At 62.0% G+C, this 17951-nt stretch carries 19 protein-coding genes; 14 read left to right on the top strand and 5 right to left on the bottom strand.

The genetic code is table 11. From position 1 onward, the window contains the following. Nucleotides 1-7 precede the first annotated feature (7 nt). The 3 genes from AAFL97_RS22000 to gmk are packed head-to-tail and all read right to left on the bottom strand — an operon-like array spanning nt 8 to nt 3069. A complete protein-coding gene (locus AAFL97_RS22000; RefSeq protein WP_263461092.1) occupies nt 8-2212 on the bottom strand; it encodes a RelA/SpoT family protein in 2205 nt (734 codons plus the stop codon). 24 nt (nt 2213-2236) lie between these two features. Further along, a complete protein-coding gene (rpoZ, locus tag AAFL97_RS21995) occupies nt 2237-2452 on the bottom strand; it encodes a DNA-directed RNA polymerase subunit omega (RefSeq protein ID WP_263461091.1) in 216 nt (71 codons plus the stop codon). 2 nt (nt 2453-2454) lie between these two features. Continuing rightward, nucleotides 2455-3069 (bottom strand): guanylate kinase, encoded by a 615-nt coding sequence (gmk, locus tag AAFL97_RS21990; RefSeq protein ID WP_341646751.1) that lies wholly within the window; start codon nt 3067-3069, stop codon nt 2455-2457. A 174-nt stretch (nt 3070-3243) separates the two neighbouring features. Here gmk and AAFL97_RS21985 point away from each other — a divergent pair, with 174 nt between their 5' ends. From AAFL97_RS21985 to AAFL97_RS21945, 9 genes are all read left to right on the top strand, one after another. After that, on the top strand, nt 3244-4077 hold the full coding sequence (locus AAFL97_RS21985) for an aldo/keto reductase (protein ID WP_341646750.1): 834 nt from the start codon (nt 3244-3246) through the stop codon (nt 4075-4077). Between the two features lie 98 nt (nt 4078-4175). Continuing rightward, nucleotides 4176-4508 (top strand): helix-turn-helix transcriptional regulator, encoded by a 333-nt coding sequence (locus tag AAFL97_RS21980; RefSeq protein ID WP_341646749.1) that lies wholly within the window; start codon nt 4176-4178, stop codon nt 4506-4508. Beyond that, on the top strand, nt 4505-5764 hold the full coding sequence (locus AAFL97_RS21975; protein ID WP_341646748.1) for a type II toxin-antitoxin system HipA family toxin: 1260 nt from the start codon (nt 4505-4507) through the stop codon (nt 5762-5764). The genes AAFL97_RS21980 and AAFL97_RS21975 overlap by 4 nt, the downstream gene beginning before the upstream one ends. Nucleotides 5765-6040: 276 nt before the next feature. Continuing rightward, on the top strand, nt 6041-6295 hold the full coding sequence (locus tag AAFL97_RS21970; RefSeq protein WP_341646747.1) for a hypothetical protein: 255 nt from the start codon (nt 6041-6043) through the stop codon (nt 6293-6295). Further along, nucleotides 6253-6990, top strand: a complete 738-nt coding sequence (locus tag AAFL97_RS21965) for a DNA-methyltransferase (protein ID WP_341646746.1) — start codon at nt 6253-6255, stop codon at nt 6988-6990. Before AAFL97_RS21970 ends, AAFL97_RS21965 begins: the two co-directional genes overlap by 43 nt. Beyond that, nucleotides 6987-7442, top strand: a complete 456-nt coding sequence (locus AAFL97_RS21960) for a BglII/BstYI family type II restriction endonuclease (protein WP_341646745.1) — start codon at nt 6987-6989, stop codon at nt 7440-7442. The genes AAFL97_RS21965 and AAFL97_RS21960 overlap by 4 nt, the downstream gene beginning before the upstream one ends. Nucleotides 7443-7455: 13 nt before the next feature. Further along, the gene (locus tag AAFL97_RS21955; protein WP_341646744.1) at nt 7456-8742 is read left to right on the top strand and encodes a hypothetical protein; all 1287 of its coding nucleotides are present in this window, start codon (nt 7456-7458) and stop codon (nt 8740-8742) included. Continuing rightward, on the top strand, nt 8735-10561 hold the full coding sequence (locus AAFL97_RS21950; protein WP_341646743.1) for a DEAD/DEAH box helicase: 1827 nt from the start codon (nt 8735-8737) through the stop codon (nt 10559-10561). Before AAFL97_RS21955 ends, AAFL97_RS21950 begins: the two co-directional genes overlap by 8 nt. Before the next feature lie 46 nt (nt 10562-10607). Continuing rightward, nucleotides 10608-11414, top strand: coding sequence for a protein NO VEIN domain-containing protein (locus AAFL97_RS21945; RefSeq protein ID WP_341646742.1), 807 nt, complete (start codon nt 10608-10610; stop codon nt 11412-11414). Nucleotides 11415-11689: 275 nt separating this feature from the next. On the opposite strand, the gene AAFL97_RS21940 is transcribed toward AAFL97_RS21945, so the two are convergent. Further along, nucleotides 11690-12556: a YicC/YloC family endoribonuclease gene (locus AAFL97_RS21940; RefSeq protein ID WP_341646741.1), complete on the bottom strand. Its 867-nt coding sequence runs from the start codon at nt 12554-12556 to the stop codon at nt 11690-11692. A 92-nt stretch (nt 12557-12648) separates the two neighbouring features. On the opposite strand from AAFL97_RS21940, the gene AAFL97_RS21935 reads away from it, so the two are divergent. The 5 genes from AAFL97_RS21935 (at nt 12649) to hemW (ending at nt 17183) form a co-directional block, all read left to right on the top strand. Then, complete coding sequence (locus AAFL97_RS21935; RefSeq protein WP_341646740.1) at nt 12649-13605, top strand: serine/threonine protein kinase; 957 nt, start codon at nt 12649-12651, stop codon at nt 13603-13605. An 11-nt stretch (nt 13606-13616) separates the two neighbouring features. Continuing rightward, nucleotides 13617-14531, top strand: a complete 915-nt coding sequence (locus AAFL97_RS21930; protein ID WP_341646739.1) for a PP2C family protein-serine/threonine phosphatase — start codon at nt 13617-13619, stop codon at nt 14529-14531. Between the two features lie 15 nt (nt 14532-14546). Next, on the top strand, nt 14547-15299 hold the full coding sequence (rph, locus tag AAFL97_RS21925; RefSeq protein ID WP_341646738.1) for a ribonuclease PH: 753 nt from the start codon (nt 14547-14549) through the stop codon (nt 15297-15299). Then, on the top strand, nt 15296-15901 hold the full coding sequence (gene rdgB / locus AAFL97_RS21920) for an RdgB/HAM1 family non-canonical purine NTP pyrophosphatase (protein WP_341646737.1): 606 nt from the start codon (nt 15296-15298) through the stop codon (nt 15899-15901). Before rph ends, rdgB begins: the two co-directional genes overlap by 4 nt. A 64-nt stretch (nt 15902-15965) precedes the next feature. Further along, complete coding sequence (hemW, locus tag AAFL97_RS21915; protein ID WP_341646736.1) at nt 15966-17183, top strand: radical SAM family heme chaperone HemW; 1218 nt, start codon at nt 15966-15968, stop codon at nt 17181-17183. Nucleotides 17184-17312: 129 nt separating this feature from the next. On the opposite strand, the gene AAFL97_RS21910 is transcribed toward hemW, so the two are convergent. Next, the gene (locus tag AAFL97_RS21910) at nt 17313-17939 is read right to left on the bottom strand and encodes a YbhB/YbcL family Raf kinase inhibitor-like protein (protein WP_341646735.1); all 627 of its coding nucleotides are present in this window, start codon (nt 17937-17939) and stop codon (nt 17313-17315) included. Nucleotides 17940-17951: the final 12 nt, after the last annotated feature.

The raw sequence follows: 17951 nt of genomic DNA, 5'->3' as shown, positions 1-17951 counted from the left end.
GCAGGCTTCAGACCGCGCGGCCGTCGCCCTTGACGCGGCCGATGCGCACCACTTCCTGCACCCGCCGCACCGCGCGCATGACGCGCGCCAGGTGCATGCGGTCGCGCACCTGCAAGGTGAAGTTGAGCGCGGTGTAGGCCCCCTGCTCGTTGTCCATGTGCACGCTCTGGATGTTGCAGTCTTCCTCGGCGATGGCGCTGGCCACCCGCGCCAGCACGCCGCGCGCGTTGCGCGTCAGCACGCGGATGCCGACGTCGAACAGGCGGTCGTCGCCGGCCTCCCATTCGACATCCACCCAGCGCCCGCGGTCGCCGCGCAGCTTGGCCACGCTCGGGCAGTCGTGGGTATGCACTTCCAGCCCCTGGCCCTTGCGCAGCGTGCCGATGATCGGATCGCCCGGGATCGGATGACAGCAGCGCGCCAGCTGTACCGCGATGCCTTCGGAACCGCGGATCGTGATCGCGCCCGCCGGCTTCGGCTTGATCACGTCGGGCCGGCCCGATTCCATGTCCTGCGCCTGCGCCAGGCGGCGCGCGATGATCGCCGGCAGGCGCTTGCCCAGGCCGAGGTCGGAGAAGATCTCCTTCTTGTGGCGCACGCCGCGGTCGCGCAGGAAGCGCTCCCAGGCGAAAGTCGAGATCTGGCCCAGGGTCAGGCCATGCGGCCGCAGCGCCTGGTTGAGCAGGCGCTCGCCCAGCGCGACGGACTCGTCCTGCTGGGCGTTCTTCATGAAATGGCGGATCTGCGCCCGCGCCTTGCCGGTGCGCGCATACGACAGCCAGGCCGGGTTGGGGTTGGCATGGGCAGCGGTGATGATCTCGACCTGATCGCCATTGTTCAGCTCACTGCGCAGCGGCATCAGGTCGCCGTTGATGCGGCAGGCCACGCAGCGGTTGCCGATGTCGGTATGCACCGCGTAGGCGAAATCGACCGGCGTCGAGCCCTTGGGCATCGAGAAGATCGTGCCCTTGGGCGAGAACACATAGACCTCGCCCGGGAACAGGTCGATCTTGACGTGCTCGAGGAACTCGGTGGCCTCGCCCGAGGCGGACTGCAGCTCGAGCAGGGACTGCAGCCAGGAATGCGTCTTCTGCTGCAGCTCGGTCAGCGTCTTCTCGTCTTCCTTGTACAGCCAGTGCGAGGCCACGCCGGCCTCGGCGATGTGGTGCATCTCGCGCGTGCGGATCTGCACTTCGACCGGCGTGCCGAAGGGGCCGATCAGCGTCGTGTGCAGGCTCTGGTAGCCGTTGGCCTTGGGGATCGCGATGTAGTCCTTGAACTTGCCCGGCACCGGCTTGTACATCGAGTGCAGCGCACCCAGCGCCAGATAGCAGCTCGACACCTCGCCGACGATGACGCGGAAGCCGTAGATGTCCAGCACCTGCGAAAACGACAGGTGCTTCTCGGCCATCTTGCGGTAGATGCCGTAGAGGTGCTTCTCGCGGCCGCTGACCTCGGCCGTGATGCCCCATTGCGGCAGCCGTTCCTCGATCGCCGTGCTGACCTTGCCGACCACTTCGCGGCGGTTGCCGCGCGCCGCACGGATGGCCTTGGCCAGCACCCGGTAGCGCAGCGGGTACTTGTTGCTGAAGGACAGCTCCTGCAGCTCGCGGTACAGGTCGTTGAGACCGAGCCGGTTGGCGATCGGCGCGTAGATTTCCAGCGTCTCGTTGGCGATGCGGCGGCGCTTGGCCGGACGCATGTGGCCGAGCGTGCGCATGTTGTGCAGGCGGTCGGCCAACTTGATCAGGATGACGCGCAGGTCGCTCGCCATCGCCAGCAGCATCTTGCGGAAGTTCTCGGCCTGCGCTTCCTCGTGCGAGCGGAACTCGATCTTGTCGAGCTTGGACAGGCCATCGACCAGTTCGGCCGAGACCTTGCCGAAGCGTTCGGCGATCTCCGCCTTCGGGATGTGGGTGTCCTCCATCACGTCGTGGAGGAGCGCGGCGATCAGCGCCTGCGGATCGAGGTGCCAGTCGGCCACCAGCGAGGCCACCGCGACCGGATGGCTGACGTAGGGCTCGCCGCTGACGCGGAACTGCCCGGCATGGGCATCGGCGGCAAAATGATAGGCAGCCTCCACGCGGCCGACGTCCTCGGCACGCATGTAGGTCAGCAGCTTGGTCTTCAGTCCCTGGAAGTCGAGCGACAGCACGCTCGACGGCGGCGGGCGAAAAGGTTCCTGAGGGGCTTCCCGCTCGCTCTCGTCCATGTGTCTAGCCCCTCACGACCCGGCTCAGGCCTGGCCGCGGTTCAACATCTCCAGCCCGACCTTGCCGGCAGCGACTTCGCGCAGCGCGATCACGGTGGGCTTGTCCTTGTCGGACGGGTCGAGCTCGATCTGCGGCGTGCTGCCGATGGTCAGCTGGCGCGCGCGGTAGGTCGCCGCCAGCGTGAGCTGGAAGCGGTTGGGAATCTTCTTCAGGCAGTCTTCGACGGTGATGCGGGCCATGTTCAATCCTGTTCCAAAAAGTCGAAATATTCGGGATGGCGCTTGTGCTGGCTGGCATGGCGCAGCCGCGAGGCGCGTACCACGGCAACCAGGTCGTCCAGCGCCTCATCGATTTCGTCGTTGATTATAACGTAGTCGAATTCCGCCACATGGCGCATTTCCCCGCGCGCGCCCAGCAGGCGCCGGCTGATGACCTCGTCGCTGTCGGTGCCGCGCCCGCGCAGGCGGGATTCGAGCTCCTCCATCGACGGCGGCAGGATGAACACCCCCACCGCCTCCGGGAAGGCCTTGCGCACCTGCTGCGCGCCCTGCCAGTCGATCTCGAGCAAGGTGTCGCGCCCGGCGGCGATCTGCTCGCGCAGCCAGACCTTGGAGGTGGCGTAGTAGTTGCCATGCACCTCGGCCCACTCGAGGAACTCGCCGCGGTCGCGCAAGGCGCGGAAAGCCGGCACATCGACGAAGTGGTACTCCCGCCCGTCCTGCTCGCCGGCGCGCGGCGCGCGCGTGGTGTACGAGATCGACAGCTGCACGCGCGCATCGCGCTGCAGCAGACCATGCACCAGCGTGGTCTTGCCGGCGCCGGACGGCGCGGTGACGATGAAAAGGGTTCCGGACATGGGGACGCTCGCAAATTCGCAAAAAGCACCGCCCGGTGGGCGGCTGAAGGCTGGGATTGTAACGCGGGCGGGACAGAGGGTCGTGGGCAGCGCCCGCGCCGCCTGTCGGCCGCCCTCTGCGGGCCCGGCTGATCTACGATGCGACGGCAAGCCGACAATCATGGGATGAAAAACATGAAGACCATTGCACTACCCTCCGGAGAGCACGTCCCCGCGCTGGGCATGGGAACCTGGATGATGGGCGAAGACCCGGCGCGCAGGGCCGACGAGATCGCCGCGCTGCAGCACGGCATCGAGCTCGGCATGACACTGATCGACACCGCCGAGATGTACGGCGAAGGCGCTTCCGAGACCTTGATCGGCGAAGCCATTCGCGGCCGCCGTGGCCAGATCTTTCTCGTCAGCAAGGTCTATCCGCACAACGCCGGCCGGCGCTCGATGCCCATCGCCTGCGAGCGCAGCCTGGAACGGCTCGGCGTGGATTGCCTGGATCTGTACCTGCTGCACTGGAGCGGCTCGATCCCGCTCGATGAAACCGTGGAAGCCTTCGCGCGCCTGCGGGCAGCCGGCAAGATTCGCCACTGGGGCGTCAGCAACCTGGACGTCCGGGACATGAAAACCCTGTTCGCCGAGCCGGAAGGGGAACGCTGCGCCGTCGATCAGGTGCTCTACAACCTGTCCCGCCGCGGCATCGAATGGGATCTGCTGCCCTGGTGCCAGGCCCGCAACATGCCGGTGATGGCCTACTCGCCGCTGGAGCAGGCGCGGCTGCTGCGCAATCGGGAATTCGCATCGCTTGCCGCATCGCGGGGTGTCACCGCCGCCCAACTGGCGCTGGCCTGGCTGCTCCATCAGGAAGGCGTGATCGCCATTCCCAAGGCAACGGGCCGCAGCCGGGTGGAGGAGAACTTCGGCGCGCTGGATGTCGTCATCGACGCCGAGCTTCGGGCAGCGCTGGATCGGATCTTTCCGCCGCCGACGGGACCCAGCCCGCTGGAGATGATCTGATCGGAGTTCAATTTTTATACGCCATAGCGACTTATGCCTTGCAAAAAACACGCTTTATCGTATAAATACAGCAAAGATGAATCGCTATGCCGTATAGCATGAAACCGCAATCGCGTGTCCGTAACCCTGAAACGCTCGCCCTGCTGGGCAAGCAGTTGCGCCGTGCCCGCGAAGCGGCCGGCTTGGCCCAGGGCAATGTGAAACACATGCGCCAGGGCACGGTATCGAAGATCGAGAACGGCCGCGAAGTCACGCTGGACACCTTCCTCACCTACGCCAGTTCTCTCGGCCTGGAGGTAGCGCTGGTTCCGATCGGGCAAGCCGCCCTGCTCGAGCAGAAACGGCTTTCCGGCAAATCGACCCCGCCCGTCTCTGAATCAGCCCCCATTGATCTGCTGACCGAATTCGAGCATCTGAAGGATCCGGAATGAATACCGTGCGCACACTGGAAGTGCGCCTGGGCGACCTGCGGGTCGGTCATCTGACGCATTATCCGGACGAAAAGACGGTCTTCGTCGTCAGTGACGACTACATCGACATCGGCGCTGCTCGTCCCATTCTCACACTGTCCATGGCCCGCCCAGGCGATGAGTCACAGACGCTGACACTGTTACGCGACGAGCGCCATAAATCCTCATCGATCAAAGCGCCACCCTTCTTCTCGAACCTGCTGCCCGAAGGGGGCTTGCGCTCCCGCATCGCCCAACGACTCAAGGTCCACGAGGATCGGGAGTTCCTGTTGCTGACCGCGCTCGGTCACGATCTCCCCGGCGCCGTGATCCTGGCGCCCACCGATACGCCGGACCATCTACTGCTGAAACGCGGTTTACCGATCTCGCCAGCAAACGACGAGTTGGCCGAACTGAAGTTTTCGCTCGGCGGCATGCAGATGAAGTTCTCGATGCTGCGCCAGGGCGAACGCTACACGCTCAACACCGGCGGCGATCTGGGCAACTACATCGTCAAGCCGCCGTCCAGGGACTTCGAAGCCCTGCCGCAAGTCGAGGCGGCAACCATGGAAACCGCGCGTGCCGTCGGCATCGATGTCCCCGAAGTGGCGCTGGTGCCGCCCGAACGGATCGACGGACTCCCCGACATGTCCGGCTACGACCGTGGCGAACCGTTCTACACGATCCGGCGCTTCGACCGTCCTGGGGACGGCCGCACGCATGTCGAAGATTTCGCCCAGGTCTTCAACCTGCGCCCCGCGCAGAAATATGGCCGGGTCAACTACGACATGATCGCGCTCACCCTGATGCGCTACGCAGGCGGCCTGCCCGACCTGAAGGAAATGACACGCCGCCTCGTGCTGAACGTCCTCCTGGGAAACGGCGACGCCCACATCAAGAACTGGTCCCTGATCTACGACGACCCGACACGCCCGCGCCTGGCACCGGCCTACGATCTGGTATCAACGGTGGCCTACACTGCCCATGACACCTCGACCGCGCTCAATATGGCAGGCGTCAAACGCTTCGACGCGATCGGCCTGGACACCTTTGCCGCCCTGTTCACCCGGATCGGTTTGCACGACCACGCGCACGACGACCTGCTGGAAGAAGTCCGCACCACGGTTCGCCGGGTACTGGCCACATGGGAAGGCAAGTTTGCAGAGGCTGGAGTGCCAGAAGATCTGACTCGCAGAGTCGGGGCACATGTACTGGCTAGCCCGCTAAAGGAGGCATGAGCCCTCCCGCAGAATTTACTGTTGCTACTATGACAAACAGCACACCGGAATTTGAAAGTATGGACAAGACTCTTGCCATATCTAACCTACTCATCGCCAGCATACATCACCCTAGCCTCCAGACCCTGACCCGAGCTCCAGGCAACTGTGTACAACCCCAAAGCAGCGCAGGACATTCCATAGACATGAAGGTCGCCTATGCCAAATCTGGATCTTTTACCAACAATGTAGGATGATAAAGCCTACACACGGAAATGCACTCAATGAGCCTCGCACATGAACCAAGAGCCTCTATCCACCCCTGCCACGACGGCGGTTCAACTCGTCAAAAGCAAAGCAACCCTGAAAGCGATCGTTGGCATGGATTATGCAGTTTGGCAAGGCGACGCAGAAACTCTACTCAATGCCATCCCCGAACAGCCGCTCTTCGATCTAGTCGTATCGTCCCCACCTTACAATATCGGTAAGTCTTACGAAAAAAAGGAGCATTGGAAGATTACCTTAAATGGCAAGAGCGGATTCTTGACTTAATCATTCCACGTTTGAAGAACACTGGCTCAATATGTTGGCAGGTGGGAAATTTTGTCGACAACGGAATGATTATTCCGCTCGACATTGAGATGGCTTACATTTTCAAGAAGCACGGACTCAAGCTACGCAACCGCATCATTTGGCACTTTGGTCATGGCCTACATAACAAACGCCGTTTCTCAGGTCGGTATGAAGTGGTAATGTGGTATTCGAAAACAGATGACTACCAGTTTGACTTGGATCCCGTTCGCGTTCCGGCAAAATATCCGGGTAAGCGCCATTTCAAGGGACCCAAGAAGGGGAAACTCTCCGGCAATCCATTAGGAAAAAATCCGGAAGACGTATGGAACATTCCAAACGTCAAAGCCAACCATGTTGAAAAAACCGACCATCCGTGCCAGTTTCCCGTAGGCTTGATTGAAAAGCTTGTTCTATCCATGACAAAGCCAGGCCAACTCGTTTTCGACCCATTTGCTGGAGTGGGTTCATCAGGCGTTGCTGCCGCCTTGCATAAGCGTCATTTTTTGGGCTGTGAGTTGATTTCTAATTACGCCAGACAGGCCAAAGAGCGAATTGATGAGGCGTTGGCTGGAAAAGCGCGTTATCGTCCGCACGATAAAGAGCTCTACGATCACACCAAGAGCAAACTATCTCAAGCCGTGCTGCCAGAAGATGAAGGAGTCGAAGGCACGTGAATTTCATAACCTATGATCATTGCAGCGGTTTAGCCGCTGTCCCAGCGGCATTGCGCCAGGAAATCGAGGCCGCAATTCATGCTTGTACCATCACACCAGCTCGTCGCAAGGCATCGGAGATAGGTAGCACCATCGTAGCCGGGTTGATCGCGTGTGGCTGGTCTGGAAAAGTGAAATTGGCGCGGGGCTCAAAAATCACGATCACCAGCACCAAAAACGGTATTGGTCTATGCCTTCAGACAGGAAATATGGCCCGCCTATACGCTGATTTACTCAAACTTCAACAAATGTTTCTTAATAAAACAATTAAGGCGGGCGTGATGATTGTCCCTACTCGCGCCGCAGCTAAGAAACTAGGAGACAATATTGCCCATGCTAACAGATTGCAGTGCGAGTTGGAGATTTTCCGTTCAGTTATCCACATGCCGCTGATTGTAATAGCGGTCGACTAGCTCTGAGGCCCTTATGACTAACCAACGCTTTGGCTATCCGTTTGAACTCAGACTCAAGGAACTCGCGTCGTCCAGGCCCACCACTCCCAGCGCGACGTTTGCGTTGGAGGTCAAGGGTGACAAGATAGAGCTGGTCAAATTCAAGGTTCCCATTGAACTCCCCAAGTATCGTCTCGAGAACGGCCGCACCGCCTCACTGCAGGAGCAATGGCTGGCCGAGAATCCAAGTCAAGACAGCTCCTATTTCAAATCGGACCCAGAACTGGATGTGGTTCAGGAGACGCAACACGAGCTTCTATTGAAGCTCATGAAGGATGCTGGACTGTACGCCTTCTTCAAGGAAAAAACCAACAAGCAAGTGGAACCAATCATCCTGGATGAGAACGGCTTCGTGGTAAATGGGAACCGGCGCCTGTCGTGCTGGAGGAGCCTGTACTATAACGAGCCAGCCGATTATCCGCATTTCTCTCATATCGATGTGGTGGTATTACCTCATTGTGATGACAAGGAAATCGACAAGATCGAGGCAAACTTTCAGATCAAAAAAGATATTCGTGCGGGCTACAGTTGGGAGGCACGGGCGATCATGATGCAGCGTAAGCAAAAGCAACATGGTTTCACCGACTCCGATTTGGCCGATATGTATGACATGACCAAAGCTGAAGTTGAGCAGGCACGCTCAATGTTGGAAATGGCCGACACTTATCTTAAGAGTCGTGGCCGCCAACACCAATGGTCTGACGTGCAAGCTGATGAGGAGGCATTCAAGCAGCTTTACAAGGCGGCACGCAAGAACATGTCCGTAGGTGAGCAGATACTCTTGAAACATACAGCGTTCACACTGATCGACCAGCCCGGCAAGGCTGGCGATCGATTGTATAGCGCTATTCCGAAAATCCAGGAGCACTTGGCCAAAATCAAGGCCAAACTAACCGATGCCTTCCCTGTAGCATCGACAACGCCTGATCCCCTTACGCAAGAGTTATTCGGTGGAGACGTGCCGGGTTCCTCACCGGACATCTCGTTTGCACTGGCTGCTGAGATAGTAAAACCAGAGAACTCAGACAAAGTACGAGGGCTCGTTGTAGAGGTGATCGAAACCGAGAACGAACTGCAAAAAGAGCGAAACAACGCAGGATACCTTCTCAAGCAACTGACCGATGCCAACACAAAGCTCCAAGCAGCGATATCCGATGGCATGAGGGAGGACTCCACGACCGCTGGCGCAGAAGAACAAATCAAGAGCATTGAGACCGCACTCGAAACAATACGCGATTGGTTAGCTAGCCGGAATGCTTAGGATTGCCTATCGTACTGCAGATCAACGCGCGGTCATCTCGTGGGATGATGGCGATGCCGATCGACCCTGGCTGCCGTTAGTCCGAGCACTATTCACCACTACACATCCCGACGCACAAGGAGAAGGTGGCAACGCGATCAGCTTGCCGTGGTGGAGTTTCGTTAGGTTGCGCGTTCAAATCGGCCAGCTCATGCATTCTTTTCAGATGCGCGCAGAGCAGGATTATGTAATCGACGTACCCGCAGCCGAACTCCTCCGACAGTCGGTTCGCAACACAAATTTCTATAAGGACGCCATTGCCGGCAGGCAAGTGGGTGAGCAGGAGTTATTGGCGAAACTTCAAACCACCGGGTTCGGTCGTGTCCTCAAATCTCATCAAATCCGCAATGTGCGCACACTGGCGGCATTACCAGCAGGAGCAACATTCTCCGTTCCAGGAGCAGGAAAGACGACTGAAGCATTGGCTACCTTCGCCTACCGACGCCAATCCGGTGACCGGCTGCTCATCATCGCGCCAAAAAACGCGTTTGCTGCTTGGGACGAACAGTTACAGGAGTGTTTCCCGAACACCCATGATGTGTTCGTTCGTCTTCGCGGCAATAACATTGCACGGGCGTTGCGGGAGGACCCTCCGTTCATGCTTATGTCGTATCAGCAATTGCCCATTTCTCGCGACATCATCACCCCACACTTGGCCAACCATCGTGTCCACGTTTTTTTGGATGAGAGCCATAGGATCAAGGCAGGCCCCCCAAATAAGACTGCCCAGGCCGTTCTGAGTGTGTCCCAGTTTCCTGTCAGCAAGCTGGTCATGTCGGGTACGCCTATGCCACAATCCCGCGACGACCTTCTACCTCAATTCTCATTCCTGTACCCAGAGATTCCTGCGACTGCCGATAACGTAGTAGAGAGGATGCGACCGATCTATGTTCGCACCAACAAGGGAGAACTCGGCCTACCTCCCGTCACACACCTCCGCAAAATCCTGCCCATGAACCCGTTGCAACTGGAGTTGTATCGGTTCATGAAAAGTGAAGTAGCCCGACAGGCTACGGCCTACTTGAGTGATCGAGGACGACAAGCATTCCGCTCGCTAGGCCGATCGGTAATGCGTCTGTTGATGTTTGTGTCGCACCCGGCATTGTTGTCCCGAGAGATCGATTTCGCAAAGCCTGGGCTGTTGTCCGCAGTGTTGGCTGAGGGCAAGGGGCCCAAAATGAATTACATCCTCTACCGGGCTCGCGAACTCGCGCGTCAAGGGAAGAAAGTGCTGATTTGGTCGTCGTTCCGCCAAAACGTGGAGTACATCTCGAACTCACTCCAAGACTTGGGCGCAGTTTATATCCATGGCGGTGTGGATGCCGGTGACGAAGATGACGATGGCACACGCGAAGGCAAAATCAAACTGTTCCATGACGACACGAATACCCGCGTCATGGTGGCCAACCCTGCAGCAGCAAGCGAAGGCGTAAGCCTCCACACGGTGTGCCACCACGCACTCTACTTAGATCGGACATTTAACGCGGCCCACTTCCTGCAGTCCATGGATCGAATTCACCGGCTCGGCTTGCCGCCGGATCAGACAACGATCATTGAGGTTGTGGAATGTGCTGAAAGCATTGATGAAACAGTTCAGTGGCGCCTGAGGACCAAGATCGATGCGATGGCCGCCGCCCTCAATGACACTAGCTTGCAAATTGACCCGATCCCAATGGATCCCGAATCGGTCGATGAAGATGACGATTGGTCAGAAGGGGGCATGGACTCTGACGACGTTCAGGCTCTGCTTCGCGATTTAAGCGGTATTTCCTGTGAGTGAGATGCTCTCACCTGGCGTAGCTTATGGGTGTTTCGAGTTACTCCACTTGCTCGACCAGCAACCTATGCCAATAACCGCCGCTCGCGCCCTTGGCAAGCTCGGAGTTGTATGTGCCAAGAGAGTGACCGACTGCTCAATACTTTTAGGGTGGACCGAAGTAAACAGCGCCGGACTCCTGACACCTAGTTTGCGTGGGCAGGCAATCAACACAATGCCACGCACCGAAGAGAGGTTGCGAGGAGCATTAGTGGATATGGTATCGGCTGTGGCCCCGCCCTGGGTACAAAATGCACGATTCGGCCGCCGTCGCGTGCTGCAATACGCCCCACCAGAAATCGTCCAAATATGTCGGGAAGCAGGACTGACAGACGTATCAACACCAGATGTCGTTGCGTTCTGGGACACTTTAGCAGCCCAGGCGCGTGGTCTTCGCAGCATGCGATTGAACGAAACGGGCCGAACCGGAGAGCGTTTGACTTTGCACTATGAAGAAATGCGGACGGGCCGCACTCCACAGTGGGTAGCACTCGACAGCAACGAAGATGGATATGATGTTCTGTCCAGCCTAAATGCTGAAGACCATACGCCTGTGTGTATCGAGGTCAAGACCAGTCAACTTGGTTTGAGCGGATCGTTCTACTTGACACGTCACGAGTGGGAAGCAGCAAAATCATTTCTGCACTACCATATACACCTATGGGATCTGAGTAACACAGTATCCTGTTTGGCGATCTTGAACCTTGAAGATGTGGCCCAACACCTACCGACCGATCACGGCAATGGCCGATGGGATGTTATTTGCATTCCATTTCACAGCTTCTCCGATCACTTCACCTCTTTTTCATTGAACTAATGGGAACGCACGAGTCACCTAATCATTATTCCTATTGACTTACTTGGCCTCGATCCATCGACACTTCACGGCAAACAGGAACGTGCGGAAGGAATAACGCAGCACATCGTTAACCGCAGTGGGCAAGCCGGCGTTGAGAATCCAGTAAAACACCCTGACGCTATGCAACGGCCGCACCTCTGTCGCGACCAGCTTCCCGACACCCGGGATGCACTGATGAATGGCACATAGCGCTGCCTTGAGATGCCTGTACGCTCCTGAGCTGCCCCCAAAACTCACTCGATGTTCTGCACCTGCTCCCGCATCTGCTCGATCAACACCTTCATCTCCATCGCAATTCCCGTGATATCGGTCGCCGGCGACTTCGACGCCAACGTGTTCGCCTCCCGATTGAGCTCCTGCATCAGAAAATCCAGCCGCTTGCCGGCCGCACCGGGCGCTTTCAGGATGCGCTCGACCTCGTCGAGGTGCGTGCTCAACCGAGTCAGCTCCTCCGCAACGTCGATGCGTTGAGCGTAGAGGGCGACTTCCTGGCGGATGCGGTCTTCGTCCAGGCTGGCGACTGCGTCGCGCAGTTTGGCGGTGAGACGGTCCTGGTATTCGGCGACGATGGCGGGCATGCGCGGCGAGGCGGTGGCGACCAGTTCGCGCATGCGGGCGACGCGCTCGCGGATGGCGTCGGCGAGCTTTTCGCCTTCGCGCTGGCGGGTGGCGATCATTTCGTCGAGGGCTGCGTCGGCCAGCGTGCGGATGTGCGGCAGCAGTTCGTCGAAGCCGAGGCTGTCGTCGGCGAGCATGCCGGGCCAGCGCAGCAGTTCGTTCACCGACAGCGGCGCGGCGTCGGGGAAGCGCGCGCGCAGCGTGGCTTGCGCTTCGGCGAGCTGGTCGGCGAGCGTGCCGTTCAGCGCCAGGCTGCGCGGGGCGCTATGGCCGGCCTGCAGATTCAGGCGGCATTCGACCTTGCCGCGGCCGAGGCGGGCGCTGATGCGTTCGCGGATGGCGGGTTCGGCCTGGCGCAGGTCGTCGACGATGCGGAAGCCGAGGTCGAGATAGCGTGAATTCACGCTGCGCAGTTCGAGGTGCAGGCTGACGCTGCCCAGGTCGCGGGTCTGGACCGCGAAGCCGGTCATGCTTTGGATCATCGGGGGTCTCCGGGAACCCGGCGCGATGGATTACACTGCGGGTCCCACTCAGGAAAGAGGCTGGGAAAGCCCGGATTCTAGCGCCCACGAAGATGCCGCCTCAAGCCAACTGCGCGCTGCCCGCAGGCTTCCAGCTCGACCAGTACCGCATCGACCGCCAGTTGTCGCTGGGCGGGTTCTCGATCGTGTATCTGGCACACGACGAAGTCGGCACGCCGGTGGCGATCAAGGAGTACCTGCCCAACTCGCTGGCGCTGCGCAAGGATGGCGAGATCGAGCCGCAGGTGTCGGAGGAGCATCTGCCCGCCTTTCGCTACGGCATGAAGTGCTTCTTTGAGGAAGGGCGCTCGCTGGCCAAGCTGCTGCATCCCAACGTGGTCCGGGTGCTGAACTTTTTCCGCGCCAACGGCACGGTGTACATGGTGATGCAGTTCGAGCGCGGCCGCACGCTGCACGACATCATCCAGAAGCATCGCGGCGAACTGAAGGAGTCCTTCATCCGCACGGTGTTCGTGCGCATGCTGAACGGCCTGCGCGAGGTGCATGCGCACAAGCTGCTGCACCTGGACATCAAGCCTTCCAACATCTACCTGCGCGCCGACGGCACGCCGGTGCTGCTCGACTTCGGCGCCTCGCGCCAGACGCTGGCGAGCAACCAGCCGGTGCTCAAGCCCATGTACACCCCCGGCTTCGCCGCCCCCGAGCAGTACGACCGCCGCGACCAGCTCGGTCCCTGGAGCGACGTCCCCAGCGTCGGCGCCGCGCTGCACGCCTGTATCGTCGGCAAGGCGCCGCCGCGCGCGGACGAGCGCGTCAAGCACGACACGCTGCAGCCGCTCAGCAGGACGCATGCGGAGAAATACAGCGCGCAATTGCTGGGGCTGGTGGACTGGTGCCTGCAGCTCGACCCGCTGGCGCGGCCGCAGAGCGTCTATGCGCTGCAGAAGGCCCTGGTGCAGAAAGCCACGGCGACGACCGAGGCCACGCCGCACACGCGCTGGTTCACCGATCTCGGCAGCCGGCTCAAGGCCTTCGTCGGCCGCAGTTGAAGGAGCGCAGCATGCGATTCACCATCTACCAGGAAAGCCGCATCGGCCGCCGCTCCGCCAACCAGGACCGCATCGCCTACTGCTATTCGCGCGATGCGCTGCTGATGCTGGTCGCCGACGGCATGGGCGGACATCAGCACGGCGAACTGGCGGCCCACATCGCCGCGCAGTACATCACCCAGGCCTTCCAGCGCGATGCCCATCCGGCGCTGACCGATCCGCTGCACTTCCTGTCGCGCGCGCTGACCGGCGCGCACCACGCCATCCTCGACGACAGCTTCGACCGCCATCTCGCCGAGGCGCCGCGCACGACGATCGTCGCCTGCGTGATCCAGGATGGCACGGCCTGGTGGGCCCATGCGGGCGACTCCCGCCTCTACCTGCTGCGCCGCGGCCGCATCCTGCAACAAACGCGCGACCATTCGCGCGTGCAGTTGCTGCTCGAACAAGGCATCATCAACGCCGCCGAAGCCTCCACCCATCCCGGACGCAACCGCATCTACTCCTGCCTCGGCGGCACGCATGCGCCGCAGATCGACTATTCGGAGCCCTGCGCACTGAAGGACGGCGACCTCATCGCGTTGTGCAGCGACGGCGTGTGGGGGCCGCTCGACGACGACACCATCGTCTTCGGCCTGAACGGCAAGCCGCTTGCCGAGGCCGTGCCGCAGTTGCTCGACCGGGCCGAATTCCACGGCGGCGACAAGGCCGACAACCTGTCGCTGGTGGCCATGTGCTGGCACGACGACACCGGCGCGGCGCAGCCCGACGCCATTTCGACACAGACCATGGCGCTCGACGACTTCGCCACCGAGATGGAGCTTTCCAGCCGCGGCAGCGGCCGCCTCGTCGACCTCGACGAGGACGAGATCGAACGCGCGATCCGCGAGATCAACGCCGCCATCCACAAATTCGACAAACGATAGCTACAGGACATCCCCATGCGACCCAGCCAGCGCAAACCCGAAGAACTCCGCAAGGTCCGCCTCGTCCGCGGCTTCACCTGCCACGCCGAAGGCTCGGTGCTGGTCGAATTCGGCGCCACCCGCGTGCTGTGCACCGCCAGCGTCGAAGACAGCGTGCCGGGCTTCCTGCGCGGCAAGGGCCAGGGCTGGCTGACCGCCGAATACGGCATGCTGCCGCGCGCCACCCACACCCGCGGCGCGCGCGAAGCGGCCAGGGGCAAGCAGACCGGCCGCACGCAGGAGATCCAGCGCCTGATCGGCCGCAGCCTGCGCGCGGTGGTCGACCTCGCCGCGCTCGGCGAGCGCCAGATCATCATCGACTGCGACGTGCTGCAGGCCGACGGCGGCACCCGCACCGCCGCCATCACCGGCGCCTGCGTCGCGGTGCACGACGCCATCGGCGGCCTGGTCGCCGCCGGCAAGCTGGCGCGCAGCCCGATGCGCGAATTCGTCGCCGCGGTGTCGGTCGGCATCCACCAGGGCACGCCGGTGCTCGACCTGGACTACGCTGAAGACTCGGACTGCGACACCGACATGAACGTGGTCATGACCGAAAGCGGCGGCTTGATCGAGGTGCAGGGCACGGCCGAAGGCGCGGCCTTCTCGCGCGCCGAGCTGAACGCCCTGCTCGACCTCGCCGAAGGCGGCATCCGCCGCCTGGTCGAACTGCAGCGCGCCGCCCTAAGTGACGCCACAACTCATGGCGCCGACACGAGGAACCCGACATGAGCAAACGACTGGTACTGGCGAGCAACAACGCCAAGAAGGCGGCCGAAATGCAGGCCCTGCTCACGCCGCTGGGCATCGAGATCATCCCGCAGAGCGCGCTGGGCGTCGGCGAGGCCGAAGAGCCGCACCTGACCTTCGTCGAGAACGCGCTCGCCAAGGCCCGCCACGCCGCCGCGGCCACCGGCCTGCCGGCGGTGGCCGACGATTCCGGCCTGTGCGTCGCGGCGCTGGCCGGCGCACCCGGCGTACAGTCGGCCCGCTTCGCCGGCGAGCCGAAATCCGACGCGCGCAACAACGCCCTGCTGCTGGAAAAGCTGGCCGCCTTCCCCGATCCGGAACAGCGCAGCGCCTATTTCTGCTCGGTGGTGGTGCTGGTGCGCCACGCCGACGATCCGCAGCCGCTGATCGCCGACGGCGAATGGCACGGCCAGATCCTCAGCGCCGAGCGCGGCGAAGGCGGCTTCGGCTACGACCCGCTGTTCTGGCTGCCCGAACTCGAACAGACCGCCGCCGAACTCGACGCCGCGTTGAAGAACACCCTCAGCCACCGCGGCGCGGCCATGCGCCACCTGCTCGCCCGCCTCGAATCACACCCGCTGTAAGCCGCCGGGCGGGCCAGGCGCGCAGTCCGGCGCCGCCCCGCTCCGCCCGGCCCTGGACCCTGCCGTGACCCGTCGCATCATCCCGCTCACCCCCGCCCCGGCGGCGCGCACCGTGCCGCTGCCGCAGCGCCCGCAACTCGATGCCCCGCCGCCGCTGGCGCTGTACGTGCATTTCCCCTGGTGCGTGCGCAAGTGCCCTTATTGCGACTTCAACTCGCACACACCACGCGACAACGGCATTCCGGAACAGGCCTGGCTCGACGCCGTGCTCGCCGACCTGCAGCACGCGCTGCCGCAGGTCTGGGGCCGGCGGGTGCACAGCATCTTCATCGGCGGCGGCACGCCCAGCCTGATGTCGGCGCGCGCGCTCGACGCCCTGCTCACCAATGTCCGCATGCTGCTGCAACTCGACCCGCTGGCCGAGATCACCCTCGAAGCCAACCCCGGCACCGTCGAAGCCGAGCGCTTCCGCGACTACCGCGCTGCCGGCGTCAATCGCATCTCGCTCGGCATCCAGAGCTTCGACGACGCCATGCTGACGAGGATCGGCCGCATCCACGGCGGCGACGAGGCAAAGCGCGCGATCGAGGCCGCCGCCACGTATTTCGAGCGCGTGAATCTCGACCTGATGTACGCCCTGCCCGGCCAGACCCTGGAGCAGGCGCTGGCCGACCTGAACACCGCGCTCGGCTTCGGCACCGAGCACCTGTCCTGTTACCACCTGACGCTGGAGCCGAACACCCCGTTCGCCCACGACCCTCCATCGCTGCCCGACGACGACAGCGCCGCCGACATGCAGGAAGCGATCGAGACGCGCCTCGCCGCGGCCGGCTTCGCGCACTACGAAACCTCCGCCTTTGCCCGCCCGCACGGCCAGAGCCGGCACAACCTCAACTACTGGACTTTCGGCGACTACCTCGGCATCGGCCCCGGCGCCCACGGCAAGCTGTCCAGCCACGAGGGCATCCGCCGCGAGATGCGCCACAAGCACCCGGCGCGCTACCTGGAAGGCGCGGCGCGCGGCGATTTCGTCCAGGAAGCCCGCGAAGTCGCGGTGGCGGAGCTGCCCTTCGAATTCATGATGAACGCGCTGCGCCTGACTGATGGCGTGCCGGCCAAGCTGTTCGCCGCGCGCACCGGCATTCCGCTGGAGGCGATCGGCGGCAAGCTGCGATCGGCGCAGGAACAGGGGCTATTGGAAACGGGCAGCGACCGCATCAGGCCCAGTGCGCGCGGGCAGCGGTTTCTGAACGACTTGCTGCAGGTGTTTCTGGAAGACTGATCAGCCCCCGCCGCCGAAACGGCACTGGCCTGGCGGGGACTTCGTGGAGGGACGAGGACTGTCCGAGCCCGGAGGGCGAGTTCCGCAGCCCCGGAACGAAGTCCCCATCAGGCCCCCCGCGGCACACCATCAGAGCAGCGACGGATTCAGCGTATACGTCCCGGTGATGCGCGCCTCCGCCAGCACGTGGCCGTCGATCGCCGCGCGCACGTCCTGGCCGCTGAAGCGGCCGTCGACCGGGCAGTTGGCCACGTCCAGCGCATACAGCGTGAATACGTAGTGGTGCACCAGTTCGTCGTTCCACGGCGGGCAGGGGCCGTCGTAGCCGTAGTAGTCGCCCTTCATCGATTCGTCGCCGGCGAACCAGGCGGTGTAGTCATTGACGCCGTGGCGGGCGCCGAGCGAAGCGTCGGGCCCTTGCTTGCCGCCGGGCGTCACCTCGTTGGAGAACTGGCCGGCATCGATGGAGCGCAGGTCGGGCGGCAGATCGACCAGCACCCAGTGGAAGAAATCCACCCGCGGCAGGTCGGCCGGCACCGTGCGCCCTTCCTGGTTCACGTCGTCGCCCCTGCTCGGCACGTCGGGGTCGTGGCAGATCAGCACGAAGGACTGCGTGCCATCGGGCACGTCCCGCCACTCCAGCTGCGGATTGTGGTTGCCGCCCAGGCACACATGGCCCTCGTCGGCCGGAATGCAGAAGGCAAACTCGCCCGGAATGGGATTGTCGTCGGCAAAGCTCTGGCTGCTGAGTCTCATGCGGTCTCCTTG

Origin of the sequence: Thauera sp. SDU_THAU2 (assembly GCF_038260575.1) — a bacterium.
GTDB lineage: Bacteria > Pseudomonadota > Gammaproteobacteria > Burkholderiales > Rhodocyclaceae > Thauera.
The sequence above is the reverse complement of the archived record's forward strand: the minus strand, read 5'-3'. Positions and strand labels throughout refer to the sequence as shown.

Excerpts from the sequence above, each read along its gene's own strand:
- AAFL97_RS22000 (WP_263461092.1), bottom strand. The coding sequence starts at position 2,212 with ATGGACGAGAGCGAGCGGGAAGCCCCTCAGGAACCTTTTCGCCCGCCG.
- rpoZ (WP_263461091.1), bottom strand. The coding sequence starts at position 2,452 with ATGGCCCGCATCACCGTCGAAGACTGCCTGAAGAAGATTCCCAACCGC.
- gmk (WP_341646751.1), bottom strand. The coding sequence starts at position 3,069 with ATGTCCGGAACCCTTTTCATCGTCACCGCGCCGTCCGGCGCCGGCAAG.
- AAFL97_RS21985 (WP_341646750.1), top strand. The coding sequence starts at position 3,244 with ATGAAGACCATTGCACTACCCTCCGGAGAGCACGTCCCCGCGCTGGGC.
- AAFL97_RS21980 (WP_341646749.1), top strand. The coding sequence starts at position 4,176 with ATGAAACCGCAATCGCGTGTCCGTAACCCTGAAACGCTCGCCCTGCTG.
- AAFL97_RS21975 (WP_341646748.1), top strand. The coding sequence starts at position 4,505 with ATGAATACCGTGCGCACACTGGAAGTGCGCCTGGGCGACCTGCGGGTC.
- AAFL97_RS21970 (WP_341646747.1), top strand. The coding sequence starts at position 6,041 with ATGAACCAAGAGCCTCTATCCACCCCTGCCACGACGGCGGTTCAACTC.
- AAFL97_RS21955 (WP_341646744.1), top strand. The coding sequence starts at position 7,456 with ATGACTAACCAACGCTTTGGCTATCCGTTTGAACTCAGACTCAAGGAA.
- AAFL97_RS21950 (WP_341646743.1), top strand. The coding sequence starts at position 8,735 with ATGCTTAGGATTGCCTATCGTACTGCAGATCAACGCGCGGTCATCTCG.
- AAFL97_RS21940 (WP_341646741.1), bottom strand. The coding sequence starts at position 12,556 with ATGATCCAAAGCATGACCGGCTTCGCGGTCCAGACCCGCGACCTGGGC.
- AAFL97_RS21935 (WP_341646740.1), top strand. The coding sequence starts at position 12,649 with ATGCCGCCTCAAGCCAACTGCGCGCTGCCCGCAGGCTTCCAGCTCGAC.
- AAFL97_RS21930 (WP_341646739.1), top strand. The coding sequence starts at position 13,617 with ATGCGATTCACCATCTACCAGGAAAGCCGCATCGGCCGCCGCTCCGCC.
- rph (WP_341646738.1), top strand. The coding sequence starts at position 14,547 with ATGCGACCCAGCCAGCGCAAACCCGAAGAACTCCGCAAGGTCCGCCTC.
- rdgB (WP_341646737.1), top strand. The coding sequence starts at position 15,296 with ATGAGCAAACGACTGGTACTGGCGAGCAACAACGCCAAGAAGGCGGCC.
- AAFL97_RS21910 (WP_341646735.1), bottom strand. The coding sequence starts at position 17,939 with ATGAGACTCAGCAGCCAGAGCTTTGCCGACGACAATCCCATTCCGGGC.